The 2,112-nt window shown below is 34.4% G+C and carries 2 protein-coding genes; both read right to left on the reverse strand.

The features are described from left to right. Positions 1–431: 431 nt before the first annotated feature. Positions 432–1,109: an FHA domain-containing protein gene (locus F6K13_RS30055; protein WP_124144301.1), complete on the reverse strand. Its 678-nt coding sequence runs from the start codon at positions 1,107–1,109 to the stop codon at positions 432–434. 444 nt (positions 1,110–1,553) lie between these two features. Continuing rightward, a complete protein-coding gene (locus tag F6K13_RS30060; protein ID WP_124144302.1) occupies positions 1,554–1,937 on the reverse strand; it encodes a hypothetical protein in 384 nt (127 codons plus the stop codon). Positions 1,938–2,112 lie beyond the last annotated feature (175 nt).

Consider the following 2,112-nt stretch of genomic DNA (forward strand, 5'->3'; position numbering starts at 1 on the left):
TTTTCACGTCGAAAAGGCATAAATCCTGAGTTACTAAGGGTTCTAGCCATTTTTAAGGCTTTGACGTAATTCCCTTGTCTAGACTGACTTTGACGCATTTTTCCTACCAAAAAATGTCTAAGTACCATTATCAGAGTTGCTCCGCTGTTAGCATTTGCGGTAGCATTCCGGAACGGAAAGCTTTGCGGTAGCAAACGCCATCCTACCCTACGGGAAGCTTCGCTAACGACCGCTTTTTTATCCTTTAAAGGAGAGGCTTTAAACCTTAATTATTTGGTAAGGGCGAATGGCCATTTGCTAACGCAGAGCTGCCGCTAACGCCCCTACTTTGCAGGAGATGTCTCTTTGATAAAAAAGAGAATTATGACCTAAAAAATGGTATTGAAGCCATTCCCATACGACTCCTGGACTCCTGAGGACTGACTTCTAAATTAAATAATCAAAAATAGTAACCGAATTTTACCTATAGCAATTTCATCTCCTGAGTTTAAAATTTCTGGTTTATTAGTCCGGTATCCAAACCTAGTTTTACCTGTAGGTTTAATATAAATACCATGAGTAGAACCCATGTCTTTAATCTGCCATTGATTATTTTCAAAATAGATTTCTGCATGAGTAGAAGAAACTGTTTCATCTCCATAAAATCCATCTAAATCAATTTCTACAGGACCGATATTTGGGTCAAATTTGCCAATAAGAGCATTGTTACTATCGATAATAAATTCTGGTACAGGGGAACCTACTTGTTTCGGAATAAGTTTAGCAATTGTTCCAGTAATCAGAGTAGGATTAGCAGAATTTTTAGGTAAAATATTTGCTTTTTTAGCAGTTTCTAGAGTTGGAGGTGAGCTAGTTTGAATATTTGTATAAACAGGTGGAGTAACAGGATTATTATTAATATTTTGATTAATATTTTTATTAATCCTTTGATGAGAATTTACTGTCTGTTCATATGTTTGTAAAACAGTTTGTTTTTCTCCCTCTTGAATACCTTTTTCTCCAGCCTCAAACAAAGTAATTGATGGTTGTATTTCTGAACCACAAACTTCGCAAAATTGATTTTTGTCGGAATTTCTATCGTAGAAACATACATTACAATTAATAGCCATAATCCTCCTCAAAAATAAATTTATTTTAACTCCCTTTCTACAACATAATTTTTAATTTGATGTTTTTGTTTAGTAACAGTCTTGAGCTAACTACCTTCTTCCTTTTTGCTCCTTCATTCTTTCTTATATCATCTCTCTTTGAATAACCCGGAAAAATTTAGGGAGTAGGGAGCAGGGAGCAGGGAAGCAGGGGAAATTTGTTTGCTCCGCATTCCGCACCGAAAAAATATTTTCTCTCAAAAGAAGAACATTTTTATTATGGCTAATTAATGAGACTTGATATTACTTTAGAGAGCGCTTGTCAAATAAATATTAGATCCTGTAGCACCATCCCACAGCACGCGGTGCGTGACAATAAAATCGACCATTATTCCAGAACGGTAAGGGTCTCGTCACACACCCTACTTAATCTACCTTCTTCCTTCTTGCTCCTTCCTTCTTTCTTTAAGAAAAGTCTAGGGGGGGTAAGGCGCCAATTTTTGGTTCTATATCAGATAAATCTGGATAAATAAGTTGGGGAATTTCTTGATTTCCTGATTCTTTGAGACTGTTAATATTCCGATGATTAATTTTAGGTAAATCTAGAACAACATTACTATCTCTATATCCTTCTTTGATATCTTGAATCCATGTTTTGATAATTATTTGTAAGTACATATCATTAATGTGAAAGCTACCTTGACTTTGTAGTTCATTTCTAATTTTATTGCATACTATTGGGGTAAAAAAACTGGCAGGCTGATTTTCATAATATTCTTCTAAGTCTAGAATATATCTAGATATTTGATTAGTATTTTTGTTTGTGAGAGTCAAAGAATATTCTACCATAATAATTCTAACTAATTTAGGCTAACTGTATCTATATTCCATTTTTGATCTGTAGAATTCCAAACTAAAAATAACTCCAGAGATTGAGCAATATTTTCTCCTGATTTTTTTGTATATTTTACCAGAGCATTTACTGTAGCCGTTTCTGTACTTGTGCTGACCTGCTTAACATCTT

Origin of the sequence: Okeania sp. SIO2B9 (genome assembly GCF_010672505.1) — a bacterium.
In the GTDB taxonomy this organism is placed as follows: domain Bacteria; phylum Cyanobacteriota; class Cyanobacteriia; order Cyanobacteriales; family Microcoleaceae; genus Okeania; species Okeania hirsuta.